The organism is Acidovorax sp., from assembly GCF_046291265.1.
In the GTDB taxonomy this organism is placed as follows: Bacteria; Pseudomonadota; Gammaproteobacteria; order Burkholderiales; family Burkholderiaceae_C; genus Acidovorax.
Window position 1 is genome coordinate 1 of sequence record NZ_JBKBTV010000075.1, and the last position, 23,231, is coordinate 23,231.

The 23,231-nt window shown below is 64.3% G+C and carries 22 protein-coding genes and 1 pseudogene; 14 read left to right on the top strand and 9 right to left on the bottom strand.

Features of this window, described 5'->3' with window-relative positions:
• From ACK41V_RS20635 to moaD, 4 genes and pseudogenes are all read left to right on the top strand, one after another.
• A pseudogene (locus ACK41V_RS20635) lies at positions 1 to 834 on the top strand (threonine synthase); the annotation flags it as partial.
• A gap of 123 nt (positions 835 to 957) precedes the next feature.
• On the top strand, positions 958 to 1,527 hold the full coding sequence (mobB, locus tag ACK41V_RS20640; RefSeq protein ID WP_409785129.1) for a molybdopterin-guanine dinucleotide biosynthesis protein B: 570 nt from the start codon (positions 958 to 960) through the stop codon (positions 1,525 to 1,527).
• Positions 1,524 to 2,777, top strand: coding sequence for a gephyrin-like molybdotransferase Glp (gene glp / locus ACK41V_RS20645; protein WP_409785131.1), 1,254 nt, complete (start codon positions 1,524 to 1,526; stop codon positions 2,775 to 2,777). Before mobB ends, glp begins: the two co-directional genes overlap by 4 nt.
• Positions 2,774 to 3,025, top strand: coding sequence for a molybdopterin converting factor subunit 1 (moaD, locus tag ACK41V_RS20650; protein ID WP_409785132.1), 252 nt, complete (start codon positions 2,774 to 2,776; stop codon positions 3,023 to 3,025). Before glp ends, moaD begins: the two co-directional genes overlap by 4 nt.
• Positions 3,026 to 3,051: 26 nt before the next feature.
• Here moaD and ACK41V_RS20655 read toward each other — a convergent pair whose 3' ends face one another.
• The 4 genes from ACK41V_RS20655 to ACK41V_RS20670 form a co-directional block, all read right to left on the bottom strand.
• On the bottom strand, positions 3,052 to 4,788 hold the full coding sequence (locus ACK41V_RS20655) for a hypothetical protein (protein ID WP_409785134.1): 1,737 nt from the start codon (positions 4,786 to 4,788) through the stop codon (positions 3,052 to 3,054).
• A gap of 147 nt (positions 4,789 to 4,935) precedes the next feature.
• Positions 4,936 to 5,838: a 4-hydroxy-tetrahydrodipicolinate synthase gene (dapA, locus tag ACK41V_RS20660; protein WP_409785136.1), complete on the bottom strand. Its 903-nt coding sequence runs from the start codon at positions 5,836 to 5,838 to the stop codon at positions 4,936 to 4,938.
• 266 nt (positions 5,839 to 6,104) lie between these two features.
• Entirely contained in the window at positions 6,105 to 6,452 is a 348-nt protein-coding gene (locus ACK41V_RS20665; RefSeq protein WP_409785137.1) for a hypothetical protein, read from the bottom strand.
• 9 nt (positions 6,453 to 6,461) lie between these two features.
• Complete coding sequence (locus ACK41V_RS20670; protein WP_409785139.1) at positions 6,462 to 6,716, bottom strand: hypothetical protein; 255 nt, start codon at positions 6,714 to 6,716, stop codon at positions 6,462 to 6,464.
• Between the two features lie 104 nt (positions 6,717 to 6,820).
• Here ACK41V_RS20670 and ACK41V_RS20675 point away from each other — a divergent pair, with 104 nt between their 5' ends.
• On the top strand, positions 6,821 to 7,051 hold the full coding sequence (locus ACK41V_RS20675; RefSeq protein WP_409785140.1) for a hypothetical protein: 231 nt from the start codon (positions 6,821 to 6,823) through the stop codon (positions 7,049 to 7,051).
• 49 nt (positions 7,052 to 7,100) lie between these two features.
• Positions 7,101 to 7,574 carry a molybdenum cofactor biosynthesis protein MoaE gene (locus ACK41V_RS20680; protein ID WP_409785141.1) on the top strand — a complete coding sequence of 158 codons (474 nt, stop codon included), beginning with the start codon at positions 7,101 to 7,103 and terminating at the stop codon, positions 7,572 to 7,574.
• Positions 7,575 to 7,767: 193 nt separating this feature from the next.
• On the opposite strand, the gene ACK41V_RS20685 is transcribed toward ACK41V_RS20680, so the two are convergent.
• Together ACK41V_RS20685 and ACK41V_RS20690 are read right to left on the bottom strand one after the other, a co-directional pair.
• Complete coding sequence (locus ACK41V_RS20685; protein WP_409785143.1) at positions 7,768 to 9,531, bottom strand: ATP-binding protein; 1,764 nt, start codon at positions 9,529 to 9,531, stop codon at positions 7,768 to 7,770.
• Positions 9,528 to 10,136 (bottom strand): response regulator, encoded by a 609-nt coding sequence (locus tag ACK41V_RS20690; RefSeq protein ID WP_409785144.1) that lies wholly within the window; start codon positions 10,134 to 10,136, stop codon positions 9,528 to 9,530. Before ACK41V_RS20690 ends, ACK41V_RS20685 begins: the two co-directional genes overlap by 4 nt.
• 291 nt (positions 10,137 to 10,427) lie before the next feature.
• On the opposite strand from ACK41V_RS20690, the gene ACK41V_RS20695 reads away from it, so the two are divergent.
• From ACK41V_RS20695 to ACK41V_RS20710, 4 genes are all read left to right on the top strand, one after another.
• Positions 10,428 to 11,027, top strand: a complete 600-nt coding sequence (locus ACK41V_RS20695) for an IPTL-CTERM sorting domain-containing protein (RefSeq protein ID WP_409785146.1) — start codon at positions 10,428 to 10,430, stop codon at positions 11,025 to 11,027.
• 275 nt (positions 11,028 to 11,302) lie between these two features.
• Positions 11,303 to 13,909, top strand: a complete 2,607-nt coding sequence (gene clpB, locus ACK41V_RS20700) for an ATP-dependent chaperone ClpB (RefSeq protein ID WP_409785148.1) — start codon at positions 11,303 to 11,305, stop codon at positions 13,907 to 13,909.
• A gap of 64 nt (positions 13,910 to 13,973) precedes the next feature.
• Positions 13,974 to 14,330 (top strand): hypothetical protein, encoded by a 357-nt coding sequence (locus ACK41V_RS20705; RefSeq protein WP_409785150.1) that lies wholly within the window; start codon positions 13,974 to 13,976, stop codon positions 14,328 to 14,330.
• 106 nt (positions 14,331 to 14,436) lie between these two features.
• Positions 14,437 to 15,876, top strand: coding sequence for a coniferyl aldehyde dehydrogenase (locus ACK41V_RS20710; protein WP_409785152.1), 1,440 nt, complete (start codon positions 14,437 to 14,439; stop codon positions 15,874 to 15,876).
• Here the strand turns inward: ACK41V_RS20710 and ACK41V_RS20715 are convergent.
• The gene (locus ACK41V_RS20715) at positions 15,848 to 17,716 is read right to left on the bottom strand and encodes a hybrid sensor histidine kinase/response regulator (protein ID WP_409785154.1); all 1,869 of its coding nucleotides are present in this window, start codon (positions 17,714 to 17,716) and stop codon (positions 15,848 to 15,850) included. The genes ACK41V_RS20710 and ACK41V_RS20715 overlap by 29 nt on opposite strands.
• On the bottom strand, positions 17,703 to 18,338 hold the full coding sequence (locus ACK41V_RS20720) for a response regulator (protein ID WP_409785156.1): 636 nt from the start codon (positions 18,336 to 18,338) through the stop codon (positions 17,703 to 17,705). The genes ACK41V_RS20715 and ACK41V_RS20720 overlap by 14 nt, the downstream gene beginning before the upstream one ends.
• Before the next feature lie 162 nt (positions 18,339 to 18,500).
• Here ACK41V_RS20720 and ACK41V_RS20725 point away from each other — a divergent pair, with 162 nt between their 5' ends.
• From ACK41V_RS20725 to ACK41V_RS20735, 3 genes are all read left to right on the top strand, one after another.
• Positions 18,501 to 19,103, top strand: a complete 603-nt coding sequence (locus ACK41V_RS20725) for a hypothetical protein (protein WP_409785158.1) — start codon at positions 18,501 to 18,503, stop codon at positions 19,101 to 19,103.
• A 223-nt stretch (positions 19,104 to 19,326) separates the two neighbouring features.
• Entirely contained in the window at positions 19,327 to 19,848 is a 522-nt protein-coding gene (locus ACK41V_RS20730) for an N-acetyltransferase family protein (RefSeq protein ID WP_409785159.1), read from the top strand.
• Between the two features lie 9 nt (positions 19,849 to 19,857).
• A complete protein-coding gene (locus tag ACK41V_RS20735) occupies positions 19,858 to 21,006 on the top strand; it encodes a methyltransferase (protein ID WP_409785161.1) in 1,149 nt (382 codons plus the stop codon).
• 110 nt (positions 21,007 to 21,116) lie between these two features.
• On the opposite strand, the gene ACK41V_RS20740 is transcribed toward ACK41V_RS20735, so the two are convergent.
• Positions 21,117 to 21,683, bottom strand: coding sequence for a hypothetical protein (locus ACK41V_RS20740; RefSeq protein ID WP_409785163.1), 567 nt, complete (start codon positions 21,681 to 21,683; stop codon positions 21,117 to 21,119).
• A gap of 239 nt (positions 21,684 to 21,922) precedes the next feature.
• Between ACK41V_RS20740 and ACK41V_RS20745 the strand changes: the two genes are divergently transcribed.
• The gene (locus tag ACK41V_RS20745) at positions 21,923 to 22,906 is read left to right on the top strand and encodes a tRNA dihydrouridine synthase (protein ID WP_409785165.1); all 984 of its coding nucleotides are present in this window, start codon (positions 21,923 to 21,925) and stop codon (positions 22,904 to 22,906) included.
• The last annotated feature ends 325 nt before the right edge of the window (positions 22,907 to 23,231 follow it).

Consider the following 23,231-nt stretch of genomic DNA (forward strand, 5'->3'; position numbering starts at 1 on the left):
CAGGACATCGTCAAGGCCGTGAGCAACGACCTGGCTTTCAAGCGCAAGTACAAGATCGGCACCGTCAACTCCATCAACTGGGCGCGCCTCTTGGCGCAGGTGGTGTACTACTTTGCGGGCTACATCCAGGCCACCGAAACCAACGACCAGAAGGTCAGCTTCACCGTGCCCTCGGGCAACTTTGGCAACGTCTGCGCGGGCCATGTGGCGCGCAGCATGGGCTTGCCCATCGACAAGCTGGTGGTCGCCACCAACGAGAACGACGTGCTGGATGAGTTCTTTCGCACCGGCGCCTACCGCGTGCGCGCAGCGGCCGACACGCACGAGACGTCGAGCCCGTCGATGGACATCAGCAAGGCCAGCAACTTCGAGCGGTTCATCTTCGACCTGCTGGGCCGCAACGGCCAGCGCACGAACGCGTTGTTTGCCAAAGCGCTGCCCGCTTATGGCCGATTCGATTTGAGTGCCGAGCCTCTGTTTGCCGAGGCGGCTACCAAGTACGGCTTTGAAAGCGGCAAGAGCACCCACGCCGACCGCCTGGCCACCATCAAGGACAACTTCGAGCGCCACGGCGTCACCATCGACACCCACACGGCCGACGGCGTGAAGGTGGCGCGTGAACACCACCAAGACGCCAGCGTGCCGATGATCGTGCTGGAAACCGCACTGCCCATCAAGTTCGCCGAAACCATCATTGAAGCCCTGGGCCACGCGCCCGAGCGGCCCGAGAAGTTTGCGGGCATCGAAGACCTGCCCAAGCGCGTGCATGTCATGCCCGCCAACGTGCAGTTGGTCAAGCAATACATCGAGCGCCACTGCGCGCCGGTCGCCTAGGCGGCGACGGGTGACGGGTGACTGGTGAATGGTGAATGAGAAATTTGATATAAAAAATGCCCCTGGCGCTTATCTGATAAGCGCTAGCAGCTATAAAAGCAATAGCTACCCAAGGAGCAATGGATGAAAGTTGTCGGTTTTGCCGGCTTTTCCGGCAGTGGCAAGACCACGCTGGTGGAGCAGTTGATCCCCGAGCTGCGGCTGCGGGGCTTGCGTGTATCGGTGGTTAAACATGCCCACCACAGTTTCGACATCGACCACCCAGGCAAAGACACCCACCGCCACCGCGAGGCCGGGGCTTTTGAGGTGGTGGCGGCGTCCGACAAGCGCCTGATGCTGGTGCGCGAGTTCGAGCAGCCCGCCACGCTCAGCGTGCACCACCTGCTGGCCGAGCTGTACCAGGGCGTGGACTGGGTACTGGTGGAAGGCTTTAAAGACAGCGACCTGCTCAAGGTGGAAGTGTGGCGCGCACCCGAAACCGGCCAGGTGGCCAAGCCCGTGCGCTACCCCGAAGACGATTTTGTGGTCGCCGTGGCCACGGATGCTCCTGACAGCCTGCCCGTGCCCACCCAACTGCCCTTGCTGGATCTCAACAACCCGGCGCAGGTGGCGGACTGGCTGGTCCAGTACGAGCACCGCTTTGAATACAACTGGGAGCTGCACGGGGGCCTGCTGCCATGCGCCCCCCAATGAAGCCCCTGAAACCGCTGGACGAAGCGCTGACTGACCTGTTGGCCAAAGCCGTGCCCTTGCAGGGCGCCGACACCGTCACCACGTTCGATGCGGACGGCCGCGTGCTGGCGCAAAACTGTGTCTCGGCGCTGCAGGTGCCGCCGCAGGACAACAGCTCCATGGACGGCTATGCCGTTCGCTGCGCCGATGTGGCCGAAGCGGGTGTGGTTCTTCCCGTATCGCAGCGCATTGCAGCGGGCAGCTCGGGCGACCCGCTGCTGCCGGGCACCGCCGCCCGCATCTTCACGGGCGCGCCGGTGCCTGAGGGCGCGGATGCGATTCTGATGCAGGAAGACTGCGAACCCCTGGCGAATGCCGTTGGTGGTGAGGGCCTGGGTCAGGTGCGGATCAACGCCGTGGCCAAGCTGGGCCAATGGATCCGCAACGCGGGCGAAGACATCACCCGTGGGGCGGTGGTGCTGTCGGCGGGCACCCGCCTGACCCCGGCAGAACTGGGCCTGGCCGCCAGCATCGGTTTGCACCAACTGCAGGTGGCGCGCCGCCCGCGCGTGGCGCTGTTCTCTACGGGCGATGAACTCGTCATGCCCGGCGATGTGCCGCCTGAGCAGATGCGCCCGGGGGCCATCTACAACAGCAACCGCTTTTTCCTGCGCGCCATGCTGCTGCGCCTGGGCTGTGAGGTGACGGATTTCGGCATCGTGCCCGACCGGCGGGATGCCACCATCGACGCCCTGCGACAAGCCAGCAGCGCGCACGACCTGATCCTGACCAGCGGCGGTGTGAGCGTGGGCGAAGAAGACCACATCAAGCCCGCTGTCGAGACGCTGGGAAGCCTGGACCTGTGGCAGATCGCCATGAAGCCTGGCAAGCCCTTTGCCTACGGGCAGATCCCGCGTGACGGCGGCGGCGCAGCGCACTTTATGGGCCTGCCTGGTAACCCGGTGTCCAGCTTTCTGACGTTTGCGTTGCTGGTGCGCCCGTTTGTGCTGCGGCTGCAGGGGGTGATGGACGTTGCTCCTCAATCCATAGCAGCTCGCGCTGATTTCATTTGGCCCAAGGCCGATAAACGCCGTGAGTTTTTGCGCGTGCGGCACAACGCTGCCGGTGGGCTGGACCTGTTCAACAACCAGAGTTCGGGCGTGCTCACGTCGGCCGCCTGGGGCGATGGCGTGGTCGACAACGCGGCGGGCCAGACGATTGCACCGGGCGATACGGTGCGGTTCATCTCCTTTGCGGGGCTGTTGTCATGAAGTTGACGGTGCGCTATTTCGCCTCCATCCGCGAGGCCATAGGGCAAGGCAGCGAGGCCGTCGAGACCTCTGCCACCACGCTGGGCACGCTGCGTGACGAACTCATCGCACGCGGCGGCGCTCACGCCAGTAGCTTGGCGCGTGGCAAGGCGGTGCGTATGGCGTTGAATCAGACGCTGAGCGACGAGACTGCGCCTTTGGCCGATGGGGCTGAAGTAGCGTTTTTCCCTCCGGTGACGGGCGGTTGAGGTTGCGTCTGCCGGTAGCCCGGGCCTCAGTGCCCGTCGCCTTCCCGCAGGCGCTGCTCGGACAGCAGATGCAAGTAAACCTCTAAGTTGGTGTACCCCGGCATGCCCAGCAAGGGCATCGTCAGCTGGGTGTCATTGTGGTCTTGTGCCTGGGGGTTCAGACCGTGAGCGGTTTCCCAGGCGTCGGGCATACCATCGCCATCGCTGTCTTGCGGGGCTGCAAGGGGCTGGGCGCCAGGGGCCCAGGGCATTGCGCTGCCATCGCCAGCGGGGTTCACATCGCGGGGCACCAGCGTGATCTCCCGGCGCTCCACTGCCTGCATCAGGCGCTTGTCCATCGGGTCGCGGGGGAAGGCGCCTGCATTGAGCACGCCCAGGGCGGGCAAGTCCACCGCCCGTGCATAACCCATTCCCGGGAAGTCGTGCCGCTGCGGCACTGCAAAAGCGGGCGAAGCGTTGCTGCGAGGCGCATCGGGATAGTCGTTGCAGCAGTACACAAGGCCGTAGTCGGTGTGATGGGGGTACAGGTTGATCTGGTTGCCGCTGAACCAGGTGGTGGTGCGCGGCAGCGCCCCTTGGGGTGTTGCTATGTGCACCATCCCAAAACGCATCTGTTCGGGATGGGCTGCGTTGCGGGCCACGGCGTAGTTCTGGGCAAAATTCAGTCGGTAGTAGATGGGCTGGCCGCTGTCTGACGCCGATACCGTGGTGTTGTTGATGTCTACAAAATACCCCATGTCCCAGTACAGGTTGTTGGACAGCTCCACATCCATCACCGAATTGCCAGCGGCAGCGCTTTCACGCGAAAACTCGGGGTAGCGCCCCAAGATGCGGTTGAACACATTGTTGTGCAGGGCCAGCCGTGTCAACTCGTACCCCTGGCTGGGGTTGCTGTAGTTGATCAGCACGCCCCCGCGGTCAGCATGGTCGCCCACGGTTTCGGCAATGATCGTGTTTTGCACCGTGATGTCCTGTGCGTACGAGATTTCCATGGCCTCGTCGGTCGCACCGCCGATGGAGACATGGTCCACGATGGCGCGGCGTGTGTAGCGCATGCGCAGGCCGTCGTCGTGCCGGGCGTCAGGCCGTATGCGCACATGCCGCAGGATCCAGTTGTCGGCCTTGCGGGCCGTGGCCGCGCACTCCACGCGCTGGTCGCAAAAAGGCTCTTCCGTGGTGTGCAGCTGCCGAATGGTGATGCCTCCTGGCGACGTCTGCCCGGCAATCGTCACATCCCCCCGCGTCAGATGAATGGCTGCATCAATCAGGCCACTGACGGCAAATACCACCGTGCGTGGGCCTTCCTCGTCGAGGGCCGCTTGCAGTGAGCCGGGGCCGTTGGCGTTGAGGTTGGTCACCGTGATCACCCGCCCGCCGCGCCCGCCCGTGGCCTGCGCCCCAAAGCTGGCTGCGCCCGGAAAAGCCAGGGGCGCGGCCTCGTAGCCCGAGCCCACAGCCAGCACCTCAAAATCAGCACCTTCAATGCGCACCCCGGAGTACGCGCGCCCCTGGTACACCACATTGGGCAAGTGCAACACCCCAGTGGTTTCGTTGAAATTGAAGGTGTTGGCCCGCGCATCGCCCAGCAAAATCACGGGCATGGCGCGCATTTTGAGAAGCACGTCGCGATAGCGCACCGTTTTTCCCGCCAATCCGATGTCGGTAAGAAACAACTCGTCGTTGCTCACGTTGTAAGACGCGCTGCCAGCCATTGAGGGGCTGGTGCAGCACAGGGCGGCGGCCAATGCGATTAAGCGCAGCATGGTGACTCCTGCAGACTCCCACCGGGTGGGCCCCGTGGGTGGCGAAATCAGGATACTGCCAGTCAGGCGATTTGCGCATCAGGGTTAGACGGGGGGTGAGCGCCATGACGCTGTGCCGCCCGTCGCCCCAATGGCTCGTCCGCTCTATCAACCGAGGTTTTCCGTTAGCGTGCCCAAAGTGGCCCGCAGGCGCTGCTCCATTGCGGCCGAGGCCACCATCATCGGTGCCCGAAGCTCATTGCGCATCCAGCCCGCCTGCGCCAGCACGGCCTTCAGCGGCGCGGGGTTGGGTTCGGCAAAGCAAGCCTCCACCCAGGGTGATAGCGCTTGCCACACGCGGCGGGCCTCGGGCAGGTCGCCCACACGCAGCAACTCCAGCAATTGCACAAAATGCGGCGCTTGCCAGTGGGCGCTGGCGGCAATGGCGCCTTGGCCGCCCCAGGCCAGGGTGGTGAACATCTGCGCGTCTTCGCCCGCTAGCACGGCCAGGCGCCCGTCGGCGATCAGCGCTTGCGTCTTGGCGGCGTTGCCGCCGCAGTCCTTGATGGCGCGGATGCGCGGGTGTTCTGCAAGTGCCAGCAGGGTTTCTGTGGCCAGCGTGGCGCCTGTGCGGTAGGGAATGTCGTAGACGATCAGCGGCACGGCGCTGGCATTGGCCAGGGTGCGGAACCAGTGCAACAAACCCTCTTGGGATGGGCGGATGTAGTGCGGTGCGGGCACCAGCAGCCCGGCCACCGGGTGGCGCGCCAGGGTGCGCACCCATTCCAGCGTCTGGCCCAGGTGGTAGCCCGACAGGCCCATCACCACGGGCAGGCCTTGCGCGGCGCCCAGCACGGTGTCCAGCACAGCGATTTGCTCCGCCTCGTCGAGTGCAGCGGCTTCGCCGGTGGAGCCGCAGGCCACAAAACCCGCCACGCCTTGGGTCGCCAGGCGGGTGGTCAGCTTTGCGAGGGCGAGGTGGTCCACGGCGCCGTCATGAAACGGTGTGACCAGGGGAATCCAGAGTCCGCTGAAGGGGGTGGGCGCGGATGGAGGGGCGGTGGATGGCATGCGAAAGTTCCTCGAGAGTTCGACCGATTGGAAGAACCGTCACAGGTGCGCGCGCTGAATGCCAGGAAACAAAAAGGGGAGTTTTGTGCCAAGGGTTCCGTCGCTCATCCGGGACGGAACCACACAGCTCCGGTCAGATGAGCTGGGGTTTTTTGGCTTTGACTGTGCACTGCAATGCCACCGCAAGAGCTGCGGACATGGCAAAGAAGGAGTGCACCGGCATGGGGCGCAGTATAGCCAAGCGCATATTGGGCGCAAAGGCCGGTTCAGTGCGTGGGCGGCAGTGGGAGGGCGTCGGGCTGCGGCGCTAAGAGCGCGGGGCATGGCCACGCCAGCAACTCAGCGAGGCGGGTGACGATCCAGGTGGCCTCCGAAATGGAGACACCCGATTCCGGGGTGCACAGCCCGGCATGGATGCGGCTGAGGATCTCGGTCTCTGATGGCGCCTGCACGTGGTACAGCGTCTGCGCATGTTCCACCAGGTGGCCTGCCAGGTCTTCGCACAGCTCATAGCGGGTGCGCACGGTTTGGGCACGTTCAATCAGGCGGCCGCGGGCATCGGTGTACACCGCCATGAAAGAAGGCGGGACGTGGATCTGGTTGTCGTCTTCCATGGGCACCGTTCAATCGGGCGTGAACAGTCGTTCAAACTTGGTCTGGTCGGATGGCAGCTCAAATGTCACCACCTGGCCCATTTTCATGTCCGACAGGCGGCAGGCTCCAAACAGCGTCGTTTTGCCCGCCAGCTCCATCACATCGAGGTCGATGATGGCGTAGGGGTGGGGCACGAAGACCTGGTGCGCGAACACGTCGCGCACCGTGTTGCGCGGGGACGGATAGAGCTTGTACAGAGCGGTCTGAATGGTTTGTGTGGCCATGGGCGGAGGTGAGAGCCTGTTTTGAGATCGTCAACACGTTCTGAGATGTCTGCACTGCGGGTACAGTGCGGGCGAATCGTACAGACAAACCTTTTTACCTATTTATGGCACGAAACAAAAGCGAATGGCCGGCCAAAGTGCTGGCGCTGGTGCGCGGCGGCAATGTGGATGCAGCCATCGCGCAGATCAAGGTGGCACCCACGGTGGGTGATGTCACGCGCCTGCAAACCCTGCTGGCCCAATTGCCGCCGTCGCCTTCGCTGGTGCAACTGCACAAGGTGGTCGAGGAAGAACGCGCCTTGCTGGCCGCACCCCGGCTGCATCGCTCGCCCTGAGTGGGCATCCCCCAGTTTTTGCCATCCGCCCTGTAGAGAGTTTTTTGCCATGACCTTGCCCCGCGTTGCCATCCAGACCGAGGACTTTGACCTGTCCGCTGAGATCGCCGCCTTGCGCAGCGAGAACAAGGGCGTGGGGGCGGTGTGCAGCTTTGTGGGCACCGTGCGTGATCGCAACGAGGGCGATCAGGTGTCCTCCATGGAACTGGAGCACTACCCCGGCATGACCGAAAAATCCATCGAAACCATGGTGGACGAAGCCTTCCGGCGCTTCGATATTTTTGGCGCCCGCGTGATCCACCGCGTGGGACTGCTGCAGCCGCTCGACCAGATCGTGTTGGTGGCCGTGACCAGCTCCCACCGGGGCCAGAGCTTTCAGGCCTGCGAGTTCTTGATGGACTACCTCAAGACCCAGGCGCCGTTCTGGAAGAAGGAAGAAACCACTGAGGGCGCGCGCTGGGTCGATGCGCGCGTGAGCGATGACGCGGCTGCCGCCCGCTGGGGCTTGCCTGCCCAGCAATGAACCACTCCATGCCCCCTGCAGCGGTTGGCTGGTAGCCTCTCACTGCAGCGGCAATCTGCCAGAAAGTCTCTCCAGTCGCATGCTCTGTGGCTGTAGATCCACAGCACAAAACACACGAATGCTACTGATTTAATAGCTATTTCCGCTTGCAGGTAAAGCGCTAGAGCCCCAAAAGGCTTGTAGTCCTTGGGTTTCAGCTGCCCATCACCTGGACCATTTGTTCGTGCAGCTGGGCGGGGGACACCGGCTTATGCAACAAGGGGATGTTGCTGGCGAGGGCCTCGCGCAGGCGGTCGGGGGCGGTGTCTCCAGTGATCAGGAGTGCGGGCAGGGGCAGGCCGCTTTGGGCCCGAACGGCAGCAATGGCCTGGGCACCTGTGCATTGGTCTCGCAAGCGGTAGTCGCTGATGATCAGCTGAGGGCCGCGTTGGGCGGCCGCCGCCAGGGCCTGGTCAATCGACTCCACCGCCGTGCAATCGCAACCCCAGCTTTGCAGCAACTTTTGCATGCCGTGGCGAACAGCGGCATCGTCGTCAATCACCAGCACATGCAGGTCCAGGCGGCGCATGGCGCGGGCCACCGCTTGTGGGGGGTCGTTGACGACGGTTGCGCGGGCGTTGGGCAGGCGCAGGCGAAACACGCTGCCGCGCCGGGGCCGGGAGCACACACTCAAGGTATGCCCCAGCGCCCGTGCCAGGCCATCGACAATGGCCAGCCCCAACCCCAAGCCTTTTTCCCGATCGCGCTCAGGGTTGCCCAATTGATGGAATTCCCTGAAGACGGTTTGCAACTGGTCGGCTTCGATGCCAATGCCGGTGTCCCACACCTCCAGCACCGTGTCGTCACCGCGCTTTCGGCACCCCACCAGAACCCCGCCGCGCACCGTATAGCGAATGGCGTTGGAAACCAGGTTGCGCAGCATCATCTCCACCAGTACCGGGTCAGAGTCGATGGCTGCGCGGGTTTCGCGCAGACGCAGCACCAGTCCCTGTGCCAGGGCTTGGGGGGCCAGTTCGCGGTCAATTTTGTTGAGCAGCGGCTGCAGGTGGAAGGGGGCGCGTCGCACCTCGACCACGCCAGCGTCGATGCGCGAGAAGTCGAGCAGCGTGCCCAGCATGCCGGTGGTGGTATCGGATGTGGCGCGGGCATTGGCCAAGACTTCTTGCTGCTCGGGCGACAAGGGGCTGCGCGACAGCACCTCCAGAAACAGCCCTTGGGCGTGGATGGGTTGACGCAGATCGTGGCTGGCAGCGGCCAGGAAGCGGGTTTTGGCCTGGTTGGCGTGCTCGGCTTCTTGATGGGCGGCCTGGGCTTTGTCGGTTTCGATGCGCAGTTGCTGGATGAGCGCCATGTTTTCAAACCGCAGAGTGATGGCATCGAGCGCCACGCGCGCGCCGTTGCGCCCTTGGGCCGTGAGGGTCGCCACGTAGACCGTTGAAATCAAGGCCATGGCGATGTAGGCCGGGTCGGGCATCAACCACAGCTTCAAGCCCAGACAGACCAACGCACCGGTGGCAAAGGCCACGAACACCGGCATCACCACACAGTTCACGGCCATGGCGTTGGCGGTGACGCCCGCCATGACCGCCATCACCAGAGCAGTCCCCACCACGGTGGCCGAGTCCAACCCTGCCCAGGCCAGCCCCGCCCAGATGGCTCCGTCGAGGCCGTTGATGGCGATCAAAATCCACACGTGACGGACAGCCGTGGATTCGGTCAGATCGCCGCTCAGCGCGTACCGCGCGTGAAATACGTGGACCAACCGCGACACCACCACCGCGGCAGCCCACACCCACAGGCCCAGAGCGTTGCTGGGGTTGGACATCATCCACAGCACAATGGCCAGCAACGGGAAGATGGGGAGCAGCGACGCGCCCACATTGCCCATCAGCAGGCGCAACAGCTCTACCAGCATGCGGTCGCCAGGCAGGCGCAGAAGTTGTTGGGGGCGGTTCATCCCACCAGGCCCTTGCGACGGGCGGCAAACACCGCCTCGGACCGATTGGACACACCCAGGTGCGCCAGGATGGCCTGCACATGCACCCGCACGGTGTTTTCTGCGAGGCCCAACTTGCGCCCGATGGCCTTGTTGGTCAAGCCCTGGCACAACTGGTCCAGCACTTCGCATTGGCGGGGGGTAAGGCCAGAAGGTGTTTGGGACACGGTGGGCGCTGGAGGCGAGGCCCCGCCGGCAGGGGGCAGCGCCAGCACCTGTTTGACCACCGACAGAATGTCGTCCGCGGTTTGTTCCTTCGACACAAAGGCCGATGCGCCCTGTTCCATGGCCATACGCATAGCGTCGGGCGAGGGGTCTGCGGTCAGCACCACGATGGGGGTCTTGGCCCAACGCCGCTGAAGCAGCGCCATGCCATCGAGCCCATTGAGCCCCTGAAGCCGCACGTCCAGCAGGATGAGCTGGGGTGGCGCCACCTGTTGCAGGGCCTCTTCGATGGAGCCCGCCTTGAGCACCTCCAGGTCGTTCAGCACAGACCGCAGCAACAGGTGCAACCCTGTGCGAAACATGGCGTGGTCGTCAATCAGCAGAACACGGGTAGGTGGCATGGGCGGGGACTGTAACCCGCCCAACCCCTGTCCACGCCCACTCATGCGGCGGGTGTTGTGTCCTAGCTCAATCGGACTATAGGGCGACGGAGCAGGCATTTCTAGCATTGGCGGCGCGTCTTGGCGCCTTCGCATTTGGAAAAAATGGGCACCAACGCTTCCGATGCGTGCCCGTGCTGTTTGCTGAAACGCATTGCTGCGTTGTCAGTGATGCCAAGGCGGCGTGAGTCCATTCCCGTCTGTCCGTCCAAGCCTTGGGTGGCCGTTCCCTTCTTACTTGAATGAGTCGATATGTTGAAAAAATTCCTGTTCGCTGTGGTGTCTTGCTTGGCGCTGAGTCCTGCTTTCGCAGCCCTGACGTTCACGCTGACCGAGACGGGCGGTAACGTGGTGGTGACGGCAAGTGGGAGTGTGAATACGGCGGCCTTGACACCAATGGGGGCGGGCTTCTGCGGCGTGGCGGGGGACATAGTCGCAAGTAGCGCAGGCTTTTGCGGTGGGGCCGGTGCTCTCGTGGGCTACATGGGCATGACTGGGCCGACGAGTTTTGGTTCAGGAGGGGCGACGGTGGGGAATAGCACCTCGGGAGACGCGGTAGGGGTGTCCGGTGTGACTGGGGAGGTCTTTTTACCCGGTGGCTATCTATCCGGTTCCGCCCTTTCGGGTACCGCCACTTTTGCAGGCGCCACCTTCGCCAGTCTGGGCGTCACGCCCGGCACTTACACCTGGACGTTTGGCTCCGGTGCTGCAGCAGATTCCGTGGTGGTGACGGCTGGGGCCGTTGTCAGCAATGTGCACAACGTGCCCACCTTGGGCCAATGGGCGTTGGTGCTGCTGGCTGGTTTGTTGGGCTGCATGAGCGTGGGTGCGCTGCGGCGGCGTGCTGCCTGACCTGCGCGCACACCCTGGCTGGCGCCGGGTTGCTGGTCTTGCGGGGCGGCAGGCGGATGGCCCTGGCGCACCGAGCAGGCGTTTGAACCAAAGTTTCAAGCCAAATCGGCCTCTAGCGCTTATTGGCAAAGCGCTACCAGCTATCAAACTAGTAGTAAACGGCGCTGCGGCGTCCGGGTGATTCACTGACGCAGGTCAATGGGTGGGCCGCAGCACTGTCTTGAAATCAGGCAGAAGTTGCCCCACGTGCTCTGCAATTCGGAGGACATTCACCCATGCGTCTCGACAAATTCACCACCAAGTTCCAGGAAGCCCTGAGCGATGCCCAAACCATCGCGCTGGGCAATGACCACGCCTACATCGAGCCCGTGCACATGCTCGTGGCCATGCTCAAGCAGGACGACGGCCCCAAGGCGCTGTTGCAGCGTGCGGGCGCCAATGTGCCCGGGCTGTTGACGGCAGCCGAGGCCGCTGTCAAGCGCTTGCCCCAGGTCACGGGGCAAGATCAGGTGCAGGGCGGCCCCGAGCTGGGGCGCGTGCTGCAGGCCACCGAAAAAGAAGCTATCAAGCGCGGCGACCAGTTCATTGCCAGCGAGCTGTTTTTGCTGGCCGTGATCGACAGCAAGGGCGAGGCCGCAAAAATTGCCAAGGACAACGGCCTCACGCGCAAGAGCCTGGAGGCCGCGATTGAGGCCGTGCGCGGCGGCCAGAAGATGGACAGCGCCGAGGCCGAAGGCCAGCGCGGCGCACTGGCCAAATACTGTATGGACCTGACCGAGCGCGCCCGCATGGGCAAGCTCGACCCGGTAATCGGCCGCGACGACGAGATCCGCCGCGCCATCCAGGTGCTGCAGCGCCGCACCAAGAACAACCCTGTGCTGATCGGCGAACCCGGTGTGGGCAAGACCGCCATCGTCGAGGGACTGGCCCAGCGCATCGTGGCGGGCGAGGTGCCCGAGTCGCTCAAAGGTAAACGCGTGTTGTCGCTCGACATGGCGGCCTTGTTGGCCGGTGCCAAGTTCCGCGGTGAGTTCGAGGAGCGCCTGAAGGCCGTGCTCAACGAGCTGGCCAAGGACGAGGGCCAGACCATCGTTTTCATCGACGAGCTGCACACCATGGTGGGCGCCGGCAAGGGCGAAGGCGCGATGGATGCGGGCAACATGCTCAAGCCCGCGCTGGCGCGTGGCGAGCTGCACTGCGTGGGCGCGACCACGCTGGATGAGTACCGCAAATACATCGAAAAGGATGCGGCGCTGGAGCGGCGCTTTCAAAAAATCCTGGTGGGCGAACCCAGTGTGGAGGCGACCATCGCCATCCTGCGCGGCCTGCAAGAGAAATACGAAGTGCACCATGGCGTGGACATCACCGACCCCGCCATCGTGGCGGCGGCCGAGCTGAGCCACCGCTACATCACCGATCGTTTCTTGCCCGACAAGGCCATCGATTTGATCGACGAGGCCGCGTCCAAGATCAAGATCGAAATGGACTCCAAGCCTGAGGTGATGGACAAGCTTGACCGCCGACTGATCCAGCTGCAGATCGAGCGCGAAGCTGTGCGCCGCGAGAAAGACGAGTCCTCGCAAAAACGCTTTGCGTTGATTGAGGAAGAGATCGTCAAGCTGCAAAAGGAAATCGCCGACTACGACGAAATCTGGCAGTCCGAGAAGGCCCAGGCGCAGGGCAGCGCCCATGTGCGCGAAGCCATCGACAAGCTCAAGTTCCAGATTGAAGAGTTCACCCGCAAGGGTGATTTCAACAAGGTGGCCGAGCTGCAATACGGCAAGCTGCCGGACCTGGAAAAGCAGCTGAAAGAAGCGCAGGCGCAGGAAGACGGCAAAGACGGTGCACCTGCCCCGCGCCGCTTGCTGCGCACGCAGGTGGGCGCGGAAGAAATCGCCGAGGTGGTGAGTCGCGCCACGGGCATCCCCGTGTCCAAGATGATGCAGGGCGAAAAGGACAAGCTGTTGCAGATGGAGACCAGGCTGCACGAGCGTGTGGTGGGCCAGCAAGAGGCGATTGCTGCGGTGGCCAATGCCATTCGCCGCTCCCGCTCGGGCCTGAGTGATCCCAACCGGCCCACGGGCTCGTTCCTGTTCCTCGGCCCCACAGGCGTGGGCAAGACCGAGCTGTGCAAGGCACTGGCGGGCTTTTTGTTTGACAGCGAGGACCACCTGATCCGCATCGACATGAGCGAGTTCATGGAAAAACACTCGGTGGCCCGCCTGATTGGCGCGCCGCCCGGCTACGTGGGCTATGAGGAGGGCGGGTACCTGACCGAAGCCGTGCGCCGCAAGCCCTACAGCGTGCTGCTGCTCGACGAGGTGGAAAAAGCCCACCCCGACGTCTTCAACGTGCTGCTGCAGGTGCTGGACGATGGCCGACTGACCGATGGCCAGGGCCGCACCGTGGACTTCAAGAACACGGTGATCGTGATGACGAGCAACATCGGCTCGCACCTGATCCAGGCCATGGTGGGGCAGGACACGGACGACATCAAGGAAGCGGTGTGGGGGGAACTCAAGAACCATTTCCGACCCGAATTCCTGAACCGGATCGACGAGACGGTGGTGTTCCACGCGCTGGATGCGCAGAACATTGCGTCCATCGCGCGCATCCAGCTGCAGTTGCTACAAACCCGGCTGGCGAAGATGGATTTGGAACTGGAGGTATCAGAGGCCGCCTTGGCAGAATTGGCCAAGGTGGGGTTTGACCCCGTGTACGGTGCGCGGCCGCTCAAGCGGGCGATCCAGCAGCGCATCGAGAACCCGCTGTCCAAGCTGTTGCTGGAAGGGCGTTTCCCGCCCAAGAGCGTGATTCCGGTCAGCGTGAACCCGGTGCTGGAGCCGGGCGTGTTCCAGTTCGGCGCTGTGCCGCAAGGTTGAACTGGGTTGAACTCGGTGGGGCCGGGGTTGTTGCCCCGCCCCGGTTGTGAATGAGAGGTGTCGTTTGAACGAAATTGTTGCAGGCGTTTTGCGTCTGGTGCTGCGCTTGGTGGTGGTTGTCATAGGCGTGGTGCTGTTCTTGAGCCTGTTGGCCGCGGTGATGGTGCTGGCGCTGGTGTGGTCGCTGCGCGCAGGCTGGGCAAGGTTGACCGGCCGGCCTGTGACGCCGTGGGTCATGCGCATGGACCCGCGCACGGGTTTCAGCACCGCATTTCGTTCGTCCGAGCGCTGGTCGGCGGGCCGGCGCGGAGCCCCCGCGACCGGGGATGCCACCGCTGAAGAAACCCCTGCATCGCGCCGTGGCGGCGTGTTGCCCGGCGCTGCCGACGTGCAGGACGTCGAGGCCCGTGACGTGCGCTGACGCGCACCTCTTCTGCCTATTGCCCATGGCCCCTGCGCGCTTCGCGCTGCACGGTCCAACGCCTTTTTTGTAATGCACCTGTCGGGGTGTCTTCTATGATCAGACCATGACACCAGCCGATATCCACGCCCACTTCGACCTTCAACGCCAGGCCAGCCGCGCGCATGTCGATGTGCCCTTGCTGGTGCGCCGCGAGCGCCTACTGCGTTTGCGCAAGATGCTCGATGAAAACGGGCCGGTACTCGCCGCCGCAGTGCAGGCCGACTTTGGCATGCGTTCACCGCGCCTGACCGAGGTGGCCGACTTTTTTGTGTTGCGCACCCTGCTGTCGCACACGCTGCGCCACCTGGCACGGTGGATGAAGCCTAAAAAAGTCCGCACACCGTTGTACCTGCAGCCTGCACACGCGTGGATTCAGCGCCAGCCGCTGGGTGTAGTGGGCGTGATTGCCCCGTGGAACTACCCCGTGCAATTGGCACTGGCGCCTGCCATCACCGCATTGGCCGCGGGCAACCGCGTGATGCTCAAGCCCAGTGAGCTGACGCCTCACACGTCAGCCCAACTGGCAATGTTGGTGGCAAAGTTCTTTTCGCCCGACGAGTTTTGTGTGGTGCAGGGCGACGCCAACCTGTCGGCCTTGTTTGCCTCGTTGCCGTTTGACCACTTGGTGTTCACCGGCTCCACGGCCGTGGGGCGCAAGGTGGCGCAGGCGGCGGCCCAGCACCTCACCCCCACGACGTTGGAGCTGGGCGGCAAGTCGCCTTGCATCATCGACGGCCATTGCGATATGCAGGACGCCGCGCTGAAGATTGCGCACGGCAAGCTGCTTAACGCCGGGCAGACCTGTATCGCACCCGACTACGTGCTGCTACCCCGCGGCCGCGAAGGCGAGTTCACCCAGGCCTACCGGGCCGCCGTGTTGCGACTCTTCCCGACCATTGAAGGCAATGGCGATTACGCGTCCATCATCACGCCGCGCCACCACGCCCGCCTGCGCACCATGCTGCAGCAGGCGCAGACCCAAGGGGCCGAGGTGCAGACCATCGAGCCTGCTGCCGGCAAGCCGGTGGTCCACACCGTGGGCACGCTGGGCGATGGGGCCAGCCGCCAGATGCTGCCCACGCTGGTGTTTGGTGCCACGTCGCAGATGCAGCTCATGCAGGAAGAGATTTTTGGCCCCATCCTGCCCGTGATCTCCTACGAGCGGCTCGATGACGCCATTGCGCACATCAACGCCGGGCCGCGCCCGCTGGCGCTGTACTGGTTTGGTCAGAGCGAATCGGTGCGCGACGATGTGCTGCGCCGTACTGTGAGCGGCGGCGTGACGGTGAACGACACGCTGATGCACATTGCCCATGACAACCTGCCATTTGGCGGCGTGGGCGACAGCGGCTGGGGGGCGTACCACGGCGAGCAGGGGTTTTTGCGTTTTTGCCACCAGAAGTCGGTGCTGGTGCAGTCGCGCTGGTCGATGGGCTCGATGTTCTACCCGCCGTACGGCACCAAGTTCGACCAGGTCATGGGGCTGGTGCGGCGCTGGTTGTAGCTGCGTCTTCCGTCAGCGGGTCGGATTCTTCTATCTCTACCAGCGGCGGTTGGGTGATGAGCTGCACGATGGCATCGCGCAGTTGGCCGGTGGATACCGGCTTGTGCAGCAGCAGAGCCGAGGTGGACTGCGCGTCGCGCAGGCGCTGCGGTGATGTGTCGCCCGTCATGATGATCGCGGGCACGTGGACGCCCAGGTAGGCGCGCAGGGCTTGCAGCACTTGTTTGCCGGTTTCTTCGTGGCGCAGACGGAAGTCCGTGATGATGAGGTCGGGAGTGATGTCGTCCAGGCACTCCAGCGCCTCGGTGCTCGACTCAGCGGTGATGCAGTGACAGCCCCAGCTTTGCAGCAGCGCCTGCATGCCCAGCCGCACGGCCTCGTCGTCGTCAATGGCCAGCACCCTCAATCCCACCAGGCCGCGGGCATCGAGCGCCGGGATGGCATCGTCGACCAGCGCACCCTGCCACCGGTCCAGCCACAGGCGAAACACCGAACCTCTGCCCGGGTATGAGCGCAGCTCGACCGACGTTTTCATCTCGCGCGCCAGCCGCTGCACGATGGCCAGGCCCAGGCCCAGGCCCTTGCGCCGGTCGCGCTCGGGGTTGCCGAGCTGGTGAAACTCCTTGAAGATTTCTTCCCACTGGTGCTCAGGGATGCCCGCGCCCGTGTCCCACACTTCCAATGCCAGCCGCTTGCCGCGCGTGCGGCAGGCGATGAGCACACCGCCACGCGCGGTGTAGCGCAAGGCGTTGGAGATGAAGTTATGCATCACCAGACCCACCAGCGAGCGATCTGCATGGGCGGCTGCAGACGTCTCGCGGGTGCGGTATACCAGCCCCGCCGTGTCGGCCTGCACGCCAAATTCCTGCTCCAGTGCGGTCAGCAGGGGTTGCACGGCAAACGCATCGGGCCGCACCTTGACCACACCCGCTTCCAACCGCGAATAGTCGAGCAAGGTGGTGAGCATCTCGGCCGCAGCCCCCGAGGCCGCGTGCGCGTGTTGCAGCACCGTGCGTTGGTGGTCGTTCAGCGGGCTGCGCTGCAACGACTCCAGGAACAGGCCCATGGCATGCAAGGGCTGGCGCAGGTCGTGGCTGGCGGCCGCCAGAAAGCGGGATTTGTCGCGGTCGGCCCGCTCTGCGGCCTCTTGCGCTGCGAGCGCGCGCTGGGATTCGGCGCGCAGCTCGCTCACCAGGCGCTCGTTTTCCAGCTTCAGGGCAATGCTGCGCCGCGTGGCGCGGTCGGCCGTGCGGGCCTGCAGGCTGGTGAGTGCGTAGTACACGGTGGTCAAAAACAGCGCTGGCCACATCACCGGCCCACCGGCCAGTGCCACTGCCACCATCACACCACCGACGGCACAGGTCAGGTACGTGAGATAGGCGCGGTACAGCGGCGCCCCCAGCCCCAGCGCGCCGGACGATACGGTGCTGATGATGCCGACGGCGTAGATCACGCTTTCCGGCGTGCCCCAGTACAGCACCACATAACCCAGGCTGCCCCAGCTCAAGCCCATCAAGGCCATGCAGCCGATGAGCTTGCGTGCCGCTTGCGGGGCGGGGTCCACAAACGGAGCGATGCTGCGCAGCGTGGCATACACACCGCTGACAACCAGCGTATGGGTAATCAGCCACACGGTGACGATCTGCGCATCGGCCACACTTGCCATCACCCAGAGCGTTCCCAGGGCGGTGGCCAACGAGGCCAGCAGCGTCATGGGGAAGTTCTGGCGCAGCAGCGCCACCTGCTCGCGGAGCACTTCGTCTCGTTCCCACAACCGCCAGCCCCAGCGGGTGGGCGGCAGGGTGGCGTCCAGCGCTGCCACGGTCTCAGAGGGTGTCATGAAGCTGGGGTGTGGACAAGCCCAGGCGCTGCGCCGCCAGCAGGGCTGCGCTGCGGCTGTTGACGCCCAACTGGGCAAAGATGGCTGCCACATGCACGCGCACCGTGTTCTCGCTCAGCCCCAGGTCGCGCGCGATGACCTTGTTGGGCTTGCCTGTGCACAGCAGTGAAAGCACCTCCAGTTGCCGCGTGGTGAGCGACGGCGTATCGGGCCCACGGGTGGTGGCGCTGTTGCCGCTGTTGATCGGAAAACACGGCTTGCCGGACAGCGCGCAGGTGATGGCCTCCAGGATGTCTTCGGCATTGGCGGACTTGGGCAAAAAACCATCGGCGCCGCGGCCGCGGGCCTCATGCACCGCATCGGGTGCCACGCTGGCGGACACCAGCACGATGCGGGCCACCGGGCAGGCCTGGCGCAGCAGGCGCAGCCCGTCCAGTCCGCTCATGCCGGGCAACTGGATGTCCAGCAGCACCAGATCGGTGTCAGCGGCCTGCAGCGCGCAAGCCTCGGCAATCGAGCCGGCTTCGGCGATCACACCCACAGAAGGGTGGTCCTGGACGATCAGGCGCAGACCCGTGCGGAACAGGGCGTGGTCATCCACAAGCAAAAGGCGGGCGGTCATACGGCCAAGTATTGCGCACAACGACCCGTTGCGGACTAGTCCATTTGTGCGATGGACGCACGGTCGTGCACTTTTTAGACTTTCCGTCAAGCATTGAAAAGCACCTGGAGGGCGAACCAATGCGCAAACCTTTGTGTTCACCCATTGTTTTAAGGGACTCCCATGACCGCCAGTGCCAACGCCAATGCCCATGCCCACAGCTCGCCTCTCTCTGCCAGCAACACCCGCCGACGAACGACTGTCAGCCACGCCGCCGACAGCAGCACTGGGCTGGGAGGCAATACCCTGGCACACATCGTCGAAGAAAACTGCCCTGACCTGCTGGCCGCGGCAGGCGTGGTCATCGAGCACCTGGATGCACAGGCGGGCACCTGGCAGTTTTCGACCGATGAGGGTGAGACCTGGCGTGCCATCCGCACCGATCTGATCAACCGGGCGGGTTATCTGGGCCTGGCGCTGGACCGCGAAGCGCGCTTGCGCGTGTTGCCGTTTGGCGGCCACCGCGTGAATGGCGCGCGGGTGGCGTTCCATACCGTGCAGCGCAGCCACGGGCAGGGCAACGGCAGCTACCGCGCGTATGCGCCCGATGAACGCGATGGCGGATCGCGCACGGTCACGCTGGTGCTGAGCCTGGGGGCTGTCAACGGCACGCCGCCTGAAGTGCATGTGCCCCGTCCCCGCAACAAACGCGCCCTGGCCCAGCGCCCCAGCCTGGCAGGCGGTGGTGCAGGGCCGTCTCACCCGGGTGCGATGGCAATGGCCTGATGATGGGCAAAAGGCGCTGCAAAACTTTGAAATGAGGGGTTTTGAACCGCGCTGGAAGGTGCGCGGTGCGGGGCTTGGTCGCCGGGTTTTCCCGGGGCGCGCGAGGTGCGTGAATCCATCTTCCCCCAGCCCGGGGTAGCCACCCGTACAGGGGGAAAAACGGTTTGCGGCGACAATGCCGGTCCTTTCGTTTTTTCATCCCCCGTTTTCGTTCGGTTTTTTCATGTCCAGTATCCAGGTTCGTCCCGCCACGCTTCGCGATGCCAAAGCCATTGCACAGATCCATACCGTCTCAGCCCAAGAGGTCTACAAAGGGCTGGTACCCGACGAGCAGTTGAAATCCTTGTCGGTTGAAAAGCGCCAAGCCTACTGGCGCGAAGCCATTGAATATTGCGAGCCCCAGGTCCAGGTGGCTGTCGACGGCGAGAAGATCGTCGGTTTTGTCGGCTACGACCGCTCGCGCGATGAGAAATCCCGCCCCACCACCGGTGAAATCTGGGCTATCTACGCCGCTCCCACGCACTGGAACCAAGGCGTTGGCTTGGCCCTGTGGGATGCCGCTCGCGACGGCCTGCAGGAAGAAGGTTGCACCAACGTCACGGCGTGGGTGCCTTTGCGCAATGAGCGCGCCATCCGCTTCCACGAACTGGCGGGCTTCAAGCAGGAACTCTCCACCGCCAAGACGGCCGTGGTGGGTGGCGTCAAGATCGAAGAAGTGCGCCTGAAGCGCCCCATTAACGCTTAGGACATACCCATGATCGAATGGAACGAACAGGGCGAGGTGCGCTCCGCGCACTGGCGTTCCGAAAGCGGCGCACCGGCGCCGCGCCGCGTCGAGCTTGCCAAGGACACCTTGTCTGCAGACTCCGCCTACCGCTTCGCGTGCGCTGGCACGGCCATGTTGTGGCGCAGCGATTTTCAAAACGCGCGCCTGCTGTTGCAAGCGCTGATGCGCCGCGTCGAGGACAAGCCGCCCAAGGCCGCGGCGCGCGCGGCCGAGAAAATCGCCAACTCGACGCCCGCAGAGGTGTTTCACCTGCACCGCCAGGCGCAGTCGCAGCGCGCGCGCACGCTCTCTACCCTGGTGATCCGGGTGGAAGGCGACTACAGCATCAACCTGCGCCGCGCGCCCGACTGGAAAGAGGCCATCACGGAAGCCTGGGGTCCGGCCACGGGCGAGCCGCAGGTGGTGTCACTGCGTGAGCTGCTGGGTGTGGTGGGCGCGCACGAGTGGCGCAAGAAGGGCGTGGAGATTGCCGCGCTGGGCCAGGAGCCCCACAACCGCATCCACCCGCACTACGGCGTGTACTCGCCGGTGCGCGGTGAATACATCGACTTGGTCGCGCAAACGCCACTGCCGTCCAAAGAGCTGGCGTTCGACATCGGCACTGGCACCGGTGTGCTTGCCGCCGTGTTGGCGCGCCGTGGCGTGCGCCGCATCGTCGCAACCGAGAATGCGCCGCGTGCCCTGGTCTGCGCCAAGGACAACCTGCAGCGCCTGGGTCTTCAAAAGCAGGTCGAACTGCAAGACGTGGACCTCTTTCCCGCCGGGAAGGCGCCGTTGATCGTCTGCAACCCGCCCTGGGTGCCAGCGCGCCCAAGTTCGCCCATCGAGCACGCGGTGTACGACGAAGGCAGCCGCATGCTGCAGGGCTTTCTGGCCGGGCTGGCAGAGCATCTGGAGCCCGGTGGTGAAGGCTGGTTGATCCTGTCCGACCTGGCCGAACATTTGGGCCTGCGCTCGCGCGAGCAATTGCTCGGGTGGATCGCCGAAGCCGGTCTGGTGGTGCGTGATCGGCATGACGTGAAGCCACACCACGCCAAGGCTGCTGATGCAGGCGATGCGCTGCATGCTGCGCGGGCGGCCGAGGTGACCTCGCTCTGGCGGTTGGCAGCTGCCTGACCTGACCTGTTCAGCTCTCGTCCTCAGATACGGGGTAGCGTTCCGGGGCCAAGCGGCGAGTGTTGACCAACTGCTGGTGCCAGCCCACTGAAACCCCGTTCCTAAACGTTTCAAGTCAGATCGGCTGGCTGGGTCAGTTCAAACGGCCCAAGCTGCTCCGCAGCCGTGCGGGGCAACAGTTGTTCGAGGCGTTCACGCAGGCTGGCGGCGCGTTCTGCGCCCGCTGTCAGTGCGACTTCTTCCAGCATGGCTTCACCCACATCCAGCATGCTCACACGGTCCTTGGCGGCGCGCAGGGCGTCGCGAAACTGCTGCGCCAACGCGGGGTCGCGGCGGGCAAACAGCCGCTCGCAGGTGTCGAACAGGTACATGCGCGCGCCTGCCAGCGAGCGCAGGGATTCGCCCGGCTCGGGTCTTTGAATGGAGGGTGCCTGGGCCGATGCGGGGATGACGCCAACGGGTGGCTCGGTGGCAGCGGGCAGCGCGGCGGGGCCGGTGAGGTAGCCTTGGCGCATGAGGTTGTCGACGATCTGCGCGCCAATGCCGTTGTACATGGCTTGCAGGTCGGACAGCGATTTGCCGTCGGCCAGCAGCAGCAGCGATCGCTCGCGCAGGCTCAGGGTGCGAACGCCAGGCGAGAGTTCCAGGCGGGCCTTTTCAGTTTTGTGCAGCAGCATGGGAGGTCTCCGGTCTTAGTGCCGGTGATTGCACCAGCGCGCCGTGACGCCGCGATGACCCGCTGCCGCACAATGTTGCGCTGCCTTACGCAAGTGTTTCTGGAAAACAATGTTTTGCTTTGATTTTGATAGCTATTAGCGCTTATAGAATAAGCGCTAGAGCCTGTTTTTATTCATTTTTTTGATGGTGTGTGCCTGCCCGTCCTTTGTGCGACGGCGGCCATTGCCAGCCCACTGCAATGACCCTGCTACTCGCCCCCATGGAGGGGCTCCTGGATTTTGTGCTGCGCGACGTGCTGACGCGGGTGGGTGGGGTGGATCGCTGTGTGTCGGAGTTCATTCGCATCACCGGCACCTTGCTGCCCGACAAGGTGTTTCTGCGTTATGTGCCCGAGCTGCGCAACGGCAGCCGCACCCTGGCCGGTGTGCCGGTGCGCGCGCAATTGTTGGGGTCTGACCCGGTCTGCATGGCCGAGAACGCTGCCTGTCTGGCGGCCTTGGGCCCCGAGGGCATTGACCTGAACTTTGGCTGTCCGGCCAAGGTGGTCAACCGCCACGGCGGCGGTGCGGCGCTGCTGCAAGAGCCCGAGCGCATTGCCACGGTGGTGGCGGCTGTGCGCCGCGCGGTGCCTGCGCACCTGCCCGTGTCGGCCAAGATGCGCCTGGGTTTTAACGACACGGGGCTGATGCGTGAATGCGCGCAGGCCATGCAGGCGGGCGGCGCCTGTGAGGTGGTGGTTCACGCGCGCACCAAGGCCGATGGCTACCGCCCCCCCGCGTACTGGGAGCACATCCCGGCCATCCGCGCGGCGGTGCAGATTCCGGTGGTGGCCAATGGCGAGATCTGGACGGTAGCCGACGCGCAGCGCTGCCGCGAGGTCTCAGGCTGCGACGCGTTGATGCTGGGCCGGGGCATGGTGGCCGACCCCGGCCTGGCCCGCGCCATTCGTGCTGCCGACGGAGGGCAGCTGGGTGCTGACACGGTGGTGTGGTCCGATCTGATCCCCCACCTGGCGGCCTTCTGGCACCTGGTGTGCGAGGACTTGGAGCCCCGCCAGCGCGCAGGCCGGCTCAAGCAATGGCTGAACCTGCTGCGCAGGCGTTTTGCCGAGGCCGAGTTGGCGTACCAGCATGTACGCACGATGACAGACCAGCGCGCCATTACGCTGTGGGTGGCCGCGCTGCAGGCAGATGAGCCAGCGGATTGCAGCCGGGCGGCTTAGAGCCTGTTCAAAGTCTTTTTGGGGATCGCATTGGAGTGCAATCGGGATGAGTGGATGTGCTTCGTATGCGCCGCATCGGCTCGTGCCCATGCAAGCAGCCGGGGCGTCCAATCGCAACCCTTCGGGCAAGTACCTTGCCGGGCGGTCTGCGGCGTTGCGGCGCTTGCCAATAGCCGAGCTATTGGCCGTGCACCGCGCCTTGCATCCCATCCCGGCCAGGTACTTGTGCGACTCCAAAAGACTTTGAACCAATGGGATGGACGCCCCCACCCTAAACGGCATCGAAAGTGCCACAGTGGAGATGTCAGTTCTTCCACTTGAACCA

What these genes read in the sequence shown, in the direction of transcription:
- ACK41V_RS20715 (WP_409785154.1), bottom strand. Translation starts at nt 17,716, where the DNA reads ATGACACCCTCTGAGACCGTGGCAGCGCTGGACGCCACCCTGCCGCCC.
- ACK41V_RS20680 (WP_409785141.1), top strand. Translation starts at nt 7,101, where the DNA reads ATGACCTTGCCCCGCGTTGCCATCCAGACCGAGGACTTTGACCTGTCC.
- ACK41V_RS20690 (WP_409785144.1), bottom strand. Translation starts at nt 10,136, where the DNA reads ATGCCACCTACCCGTGTTCTGCTGATTGACGACCACGCCATGTTTCGC.
- ACK41V_RS20655 (WP_409785134.1), bottom strand. Translation starts at nt 4,788, where the DNA reads ATGCTGCGCTTAATCGCATTGGCCGCCGCCCTGTGCTGCACCAGCCCC.
- ACK41V_RS20665 (WP_409785137.1), bottom strand. Translation starts at nt 6,452, where the DNA reads ATGGAAGACGACAACCAGATCCACGTCCCGCCTTCTTTCATGGCGGTG.
- ACK41V_RS20710 (WP_409785152.1), top strand. Translation starts at nt 14,437, where the DNA reads ATGACACCAGCCGATATCCACGCCCACTTCGACCTTCAACGCCAGGCC.
- ACK41V_RS20695 (WP_409785146.1), top strand. Translation starts at nt 10,428, where the DNA reads ATGTTGAAAAAATTCCTGTTCGCTGTGGTGTCTTGCTTGGCGCTGAGT.
- glp (WP_409785131.1), top strand. Translation starts at nt 1,524, where the DNA reads ATGAAGCCCCTGAAACCGCTGGACGAAGCGCTGACTGACCTGTTGGCC.
- ACK41V_RS20740 (WP_409785163.1), bottom strand. Translation starts at nt 21,683, where the DNA reads ATGCTGCTGCACAAAACTGAAAAGGCCCGCCTGGAACTCTCGCCTGGC.
- ACK41V_RS20725 (WP_409785158.1), top strand. Translation starts at nt 18,501, where the DNA reads ATGACCGCCAGTGCCAACGCCAATGCCCATGCCCACAGCTCGCCTCTC.
- ACK41V_RS20675 (WP_409785140.1), top strand. Translation starts at nt 6,821, where the DNA reads ATGGCACGAAACAAAAGCGAATGGCCGGCCAAAGTGCTGGCGCTGGTG.
- moaD (WP_409785132.1), top strand. Translation starts at nt 2,774, where the DNA reads ATGAAGTTGACGGTGCGCTATTTCGCCTCCATCCGCGAGGCCATAGGG.
- mobB (WP_409785129.1), top strand. Translation starts at nt 958, where the DNA reads ATGAAAGTTGTCGGTTTTGCCGGCTTTTCCGGCAGTGGCAAGACCACG.
- ACK41V_RS20730 (WP_409785159.1), top strand. Translation starts at nt 19,327, where the DNA reads ATGTCCAGTATCCAGGTTCGTCCCGCCACGCTTCGCGATGCCAAAGCC.
- ACK41V_RS20745 (WP_409785165.1), top strand. Translation starts at nt 21,923, where the DNA reads ATGACCCTGCTACTCGCCCCCATGGAGGGGCTCCTGGATTTTGTGCTG.
- ACK41V_RS20735 (WP_409785161.1), top strand. Translation starts at nt 19,858, where the DNA reads ATGATCGAATGGAACGAACAGGGCGAGGTGCGCTCCGCGCACTGGCGT.
- clpB (WP_409785148.1), top strand. Translation starts at nt 11,303, where the DNA reads ATGCGTCTCGACAAATTCACCACCAAGTTCCAGGAAGCCCTGAGCGAT.
- ACK41V_RS20720 (WP_409785156.1), bottom strand. Translation starts at nt 18,338, where the DNA reads ATGACCGCCCGCCTTTTGCTTGTGGATGACCACGCCCTGTTCCGCACG.
- ACK41V_RS20685 (WP_409785143.1), bottom strand. Translation starts at nt 9,531, where the DNA reads ATGAACCGCCCCCAACAACTTCTGCGCCTGCCTGGCGACCGCATGCTG.
- ACK41V_RS20670 (WP_409785139.1), bottom strand. Translation starts at nt 6,716, where the DNA reads ATGGCCACACAAACCATTCAGACCGCTCTGTACAAGCTCTATCCGTCC.
- dapA (WP_409785136.1), bottom strand. Translation starts at nt 5,838, where the DNA reads ATGCCATCCACCGCCCCTCCATCCGCGCCCACCCCCTTCAGCGGACTC.